The following is a 6,004-nucleotide window of genomic DNA, read 5'->3' as shown; positions in this document are numbered from 1 at the left end:
TTGGCATACTAATAACAGTTAAATAAGTCCTTTAACACAGCCCCGTGAGGTTGAGAAGGAAACGGATAAACTGGGATTAGATGACACACTCTATCTGTATCCAAAACCTTCTCGCACAGCGGGAAGGTTTTTTTTATGTCCTCTCACTCACATGATGTTTATAAATGGAGGTGAATGTATGAAAGAAAAGGCAGTTGTACTAGATGAGCAGATGATACGAAGAGCACTTATTCGTATTAGTCATGAGATTGTAGAACACAATAAGGGTGTTGAGCAATGCATCCTAGTAGGAATTAAAACAAGAGGGATTTTTCTTGCTAAACGATTAGCACAGCGCATTGAACAGATTGAAGGAACTTCTATTCCAGTTGGTGAACTTGATATTACCATGTACAGAGATGATTTAACATTGCAATCGAAAGATCATGAGCCACTGGTGAAAGGGTCCGATATTCCAGTTTCTATTACAAATCAGAAAATCATTTTGGTTGATGATGTGTTATATACAGGAAGAACCGTAAGAGCGGCACTTGATGCTATTATGGATATTGGACGGCCTTCTCAAATACAGCTTGCCGTTTTAGTCGATCGTGGTCATCGTGAGCTTCCCATTCGGGCGGATTATATTGGGAAAAATATCCCCACTTCAAAAAACGAAAGAATCGAAGTTGACCTTTCGGAAGTAGATGCGATTGAAAAAGTAAGTATTTATGATAAAGAACCCTTTTAACGGTAGTCCAGAGAGACTGCTAAAGGGTCGTGCACTCCTATGGATAAGTAGGGGCAAGTATGACTCTTTGTGCAGCTAGCATAAAGAGTTTTTTTATTATCACTACACTCATGCAAAGATAAATTCGCAATACATTATACCTGAATTGGTACTTTCGTATTTCGCGTAGGAGGAGAATAATTATGCAAAAACCAGTATTAGACATCCATGACGTTCCAAGCCCATCTAAATGGATCTTTCTTAGCATTCAACATTTATTTGCCATGTTTGGTGCTACAGTGCTCGTTCCATTTTTAACAGGGCTATCACCAGCCGTTGCACTCGTTACTAGCGGAATCGGTACATTAACATTTTTGATTGTTACGAAAGGGCAAATGCCATCCTATCTTGGTTCATCTTTCGCTTTTATTGCACCGATTATTGCAGCTAAGGCAGCGGGAGGTCCTGGATATGCAATGGTAGGAAGTTTTCTAGCAGGTCTTGTTTATGCCGTTGTTGCGATTATTATAAAAAAATCAGGTTCCGATTGGATTATTAAGTTACTACCTCCTATTGTTGTAGGACCTGTTATTATGGTAATAGGGTTATCACTTGCACAAACAGCAGTAAATATGGCAATGAATACAGCTGATGGAAAATATAGTGCGACTCACTTTATTGTTGCACTCGTTACTCTTGCTATCACAATTATACTTTCTATCTTTGGCCGAGGTTTCTTAGGGGTTATTCCAGTATTAATCGGTATTATTGGCGGTTACATATTTGCTTATTTTCAGGGATTAGTTGACTTGCAGCCTGTTTATGCAGCAAAGTGGTTCTCTGTTCCGAACTTTGTTATTCCTTTTGTAAACTATACGCCATCATTTACATGGGAAATCGCGCTCCTTATGGTGCCAATAGCGGTAGTAACAATATCAGAACATATCGGTCACCAAGTAGTTCTCGGGAGTATTATTGAACGTGATTTATTTGAAAATCCAGGCTTACATCGCTCTTTATTGGGAGATGGCTTAGCAACAATCATCGCGTCTTTCCTCGGTGGTCCGCCAAGTGTAACATATGGTGAAAATATCGGAGTACTTGCTATTACACGGGCGTATAGTGTATATGTATTCGTTGGGGCTGCGCTTATGGCAATCGTATTCGGCTTCGTTGGGAAAATATCTGCACTAATTAGTAGTATTCCAACTTCCGTAATGGGAGGAATTAGTATCCTCTTGTTCGGGGTTATCGCTTCTAGTGGATTGCGCATGATGGTAGATGAGAAAGTCGATTTTGGAGACAAACGTAATCTAATGATTTCGTCTGTAATTCTAGTCCTTGGAATTGGAGGAGCGATTCTTAAGATTGGTGCATCGTTCCAAGTCCAAGGGATGGCGCTTGCAGCTATTGTTGGAGTGATCTTGAATGTGATCCTTCCAAAAGATAAAAAGCAACAAACTAGCAAATAATAATAGTATAGAGCATCACCTTTTGTTATAGTTTTTGTGAAACTGAAAAAGGGTGTAACAATCATTTTGGTTTTATACCCTAGTCGAAAAAAGGCTGGGGTATTTTTATTCATATATTGTTATAAATATTCTAAAATGATATGATAAAAAATGAAGAGATGAGGGATTACAATGAACCATTTGTTAACGATAAGTGACTTGTCAGAACGAGAAATTTCTGAAATACTCAAAGATGCCGAAAATTTCAAAAATGGTCATGTGTCAAAAGCAAAGGAACAAACATTTGTTGCGAATTTGTTTTTTGAGCCGAGCACGAGAACTCGTACCAGTTTTGAAGTTGCCCAAAAGAAATTAGGGCTAGACGTTTTAAATTTCTCTGCACAATTCTCTAGCGTTCAAAAGGGGGAGACGTTGTACGATACTCTTCGAACATTGCAGTCAATCGGTGCAAATGCATTTGTTATCCGTCATCCGAAAGATCGATACTTTGAAGAAGTACAGGATAAAATAAAGACTCCAATCATTAATGCAGGTGATGGTTGTGGCAATCATCCTACACAATGTTTGCTGGATTTATTGACAATTTCCCAGGATTTCAAGATCTGGAAAGGATTAAAAGTAGCAATTGTTGGAGATATTCGTCATAGCCGTGTGGCTCGTTCCGATGCTGAAGCACTAACAAAGTTAGGAGCGGAAGTATATTTTGTTAGTCCAGAAGAATGGAAGGACGATTCCAATGTCTTTGGTTCTTATGAAAAATTAGACAATCTAATTCCAGAAGTAGATGTACTCATGCTTTTACGTGTACAGCATGAGCGTCATGACCAATATGCAAAAAATGTAATGAGTCATTATCATGAAAACTTCGGACTTACGGTTGCAAGAGAAAAACGCATGAAGCCAGGTAGTATTATTATGCATCCTGCTCCTGTTAATCGCGGAGTAGAGATTGCAAGTGAACTTGTCGAATGCGATCGTTCTCGGATCTTTAAACAGATGCAAAATGGCGTATTTGTTCGAATGGCTGTGATAAAAAGAGCGTTACCAAGTGTATGGGGAGGGATAGATAATGAGGTACTTGTTTAAAAACGGTTCCTATGTGAATAAAGTGGGTGTAGTGGAACCTATAGATGTATTAGTTAGCGATGGAATCATTGCTAATTTAGATAAGGATATAGTGGATCACGATGCAGAAACGATTGATGTTGCAGGTAAATTGATTGCTCCTGGATTTATTGATGTCCATGTTCATTTACGAGAACCAGGCGGCGAAAAGAAAGAAACAATTGCGACTGGAACATTGGCAGCTGCAAAGGGTGGATTTACAACGGTGTGTGCAATGCCAAATACAAAGCCAGTTCCTGATACAGAAGAACACCTTCTTGCACTACAAAATCGAATCAAAGAAACAGCCCATGTTCATGTATTACCCTATGCATCGATTACTATTCGACAAACGGGAACAGAGTTAACGGACTTTACATCCCTAAAGGAGCTTGGTGCTTTTGCGTTCACTGATGACGGAGTAGGGATTCAATCAGCTGATCAAATGCTACAAGCTATGAAGAAAGCGGCAGATATAAACATGCCAATAGTAGCACATTGTGAGGACAATTCCCTTATCCATAAGGGATGTGTTCATGAGGGAGTTTTTTCAAAGAAACATGAATTAAACGGAATCCCTTCTGTTTGCGAATCGGTACAAATTGCCCGTGACGTACTTTTAGCAGAAGCGACAGGCTGCCATTATCATGTTTGCCATATTAGTACGAAAGAATCGGTACGTGTTGTTCGCGATGCAAAGAAAGCCGGGATTCACGTTACAGCAGAAGTCACGCCGCATCATTTACTTTTATGTGACGAAGATATTCCGTCCCTCGATACAAACTATAAGATGAATCCACCGCTTAGAGGAATTGCTGACCGAGCGGCCTTAATCGAAGGTTTACTTGATGGGACAATTGATATAATAGCTACAGACCATGCCCCGCATACTGCGGAAGAAAAAGCAAAAGGGATGCTTCTTGCACCGTTTGGTATTGTTGGCTCAGAAACTGCGTTTCCACTGCTTTACACTCACTTTGTTGAAACAGGAATCCTTTCTCTTGGGCAGCTTATTGGCCTCATGTCAGAAAAGCCTGCTGATACGTTTGGGTTAAGTGCAGGTCGCCTAGAGATAGGAAAGACAGCAGATTTTACAATTATTGATTTAGAAAAAGAACAGGAAATAGATCCAGCAACCTTTGTTTCAAAAGGAAAAAATACACCTTTTGTAGGATGGAAATGCAAAGGATGGCCTGTAATGACACTTGTAGATGGTAAAATTGCTTGGCGAAAGGAGAGTGTATTCTCATGAAAAGACAGCTAATATTAGAAGATGGTACCGTTTTTGTTGGGGAAGCATTTGGCGGTGATATTGAAAAATCGGGAGAGGTAGTATTCCATACTGGTATGACGGGGTATCAAGAGATTTTGTCTGATCCTTCCTATTGTAATCAAATTGTTACACTCACCTATCCGCTTATTGGAAATTATGGCATAAGCAGAGATGACTTTGAATCTATTAATCCTTCTATTAATGGTTTAATCGTAAAGGAATTATGTGAATATCCATCCAATTTCCGCAGTGAGAAGACCGTTGACGAATATTTGCGTGAACGACATATACCAGGTTTATCAGGTATTGATACGAGAAAGTTAACGAAAATTATACGCGAGCACGGAACATTGAAGGGTCGCCTTTGCGATATGGAAGGGGATACGCACTATATCGTAAGTAAGCTAAAAGCAACTGTATTTACAGATCATGTGAAACGTGTTTCAACAAAGGATCCGTATCCAAGTCCAGGACGTGGCTACCGCGTAGTTCTTGTTGATTTTGGAATGAAACATGGCATTTTACGAGAATTGAATAATCGAAATTGTGATGTCATAGTTGTACCGTATGACACTACTAGCACAGAAATTTTGCGATTACATCCCGACGGAATTATGCTAAGCAATGGACCAGGAGATCCGAAGGAAGTACCACAAGCAATTGAAATGATACAAGATATCATCGGAAAAGTTCCGATTTTTGGTATCTGTCTTGGCCATCAGTTGTTTTCACTTGCATGCGGAGCAGATACTGTGAAAATGAAATTTGGTCATCATGGTTCCAATCATCCAGTTAAACATTTAGAAACGGGTAAGGTAACCATTACTTCACAAAACCATGGCTATACAGTGGAAAAAGAATCGATTGTAAATACACCACTTGAAATTACACATCTAGCTTTAAATGATGGAACAGTAGAAGGAGTTCGTCATACTTCGGCACCTGCTTTCACTGTACAATATCATCCAGAGGCTTCACCAGGACCAGAAGATGCTAACAGCTTGTTCGATCAATTTTTACTAATGATCAAGAATGGGAAGAAGGAAGGAGAACAACTATGCCAAAACGCTTAGACATTCAAACCATACTAGTTGTTGGATCAGGTCCGATTGTAATTGGGCAGGCAGCAGAATTTGATTATTCTGGTACGCAAGCATGCCAATCTTTAAGAGAAGAAGGCTACAAAGTCATTCTCGTTAATTCAAATCCCGCTACAATTATGACTGATACAGCGACTGCTGATAAAGTATACATTGAACCACTTACCGTTGAATTTGTAAGTCGTATTATTCGGAAAGAACGCCCAGATGCCATTTTGCCTACATTAGGGGGGCAAACAGCCTTAAATATGGCAGTTCAATTGGCTGAATCAGGAGTACTTGAAGAATGCGGCGTTGAAATATTAGGTACGAAGCTTTCTGCGATTCAACAAGCAGAGGATCGTGA

The 6,004-nt window shown here is 39.6% G+C and carries 6 protein-coding genes; all 6 read left to right on the top strand.

Annotated features, from left to right (window positions below):
* The first annotated feature begins 178 nt into the window (after positions 1-178).
* Positions 179-730 carry a bifunctional pyr operon transcriptional regulator/uracil phosphoribosyltransferase PyrR gene (gene pyrR / locus AC11ZT_RS08120; RefSeq protein WP_484059115.1) on the top strand — a complete coding sequence of 184 codons (552 nt, stop codon included), beginning with the start codon at positions 179-181 and terminating at the stop codon, positions 728-730.
* 179 nt (positions 731-909) lie between these two features.
* The gene (locus AC11ZT_RS08115) at positions 910-2,181 is read left to right on the top strand and encodes a solute carrier family 23 protein (protein WP_484059116.1); all 1,272 of its coding nucleotides are present in this window, start codon (positions 910-912) and stop codon (positions 2,179-2,181) included.
* A 171-nt stretch (positions 2,182-2,352) separates the two neighbouring features.
* Positions 2,353-3,267: an aspartate carbamoyltransferase catalytic subunit gene (locus AC11ZT_RS08110; protein WP_379967101.1), complete on the top strand. Its 915-nt coding sequence runs from the start codon at positions 2,353-2,355 to the stop codon at positions 3,265-3,267.
* Positions 3,251-4,537 carry a dihydroorotase gene (locus tag AC11ZT_RS08105; RefSeq protein ID WP_484059114.1) on the top strand — a complete coding sequence of 429 codons (1,287 nt, stop codon included), beginning with the start codon at positions 3,251-3,253 and terminating at the stop codon, positions 4,535-4,537. Before AC11ZT_RS08110 ends, AC11ZT_RS08105 begins: the two co-directional genes overlap by 17 nt.
* A complete protein-coding gene (locus AC11ZT_RS08100; RefSeq protein ID WP_379967107.1) occupies positions 4,534-5,631 on the top strand; it encodes a carbamoyl phosphate synthase small subunit in 1,098 nt (365 codons plus the stop codon). Before AC11ZT_RS08105 ends, AC11ZT_RS08100 begins: the two co-directional genes overlap by 4 nt.
* On the top strand, positions 5,616-6,004 hold a 389-nt coding region (locus AC11ZT_RS08095; RefSeq protein WP_484059113.1), incomplete at its 3' end, for a carbamoyl phosphate synthase preATP-grasp domain-containing protein. The genes AC11ZT_RS08100 and AC11ZT_RS08095, both read left to right, overlap by 16 nt.

It is taken from the genome of Ectobacillus sp., from assembly GCF_056992975.1.
Note: the sequence above shows the minus strand (reverse complement) of the source record. Positions and strands in the feature narration are given on the sequence as shown.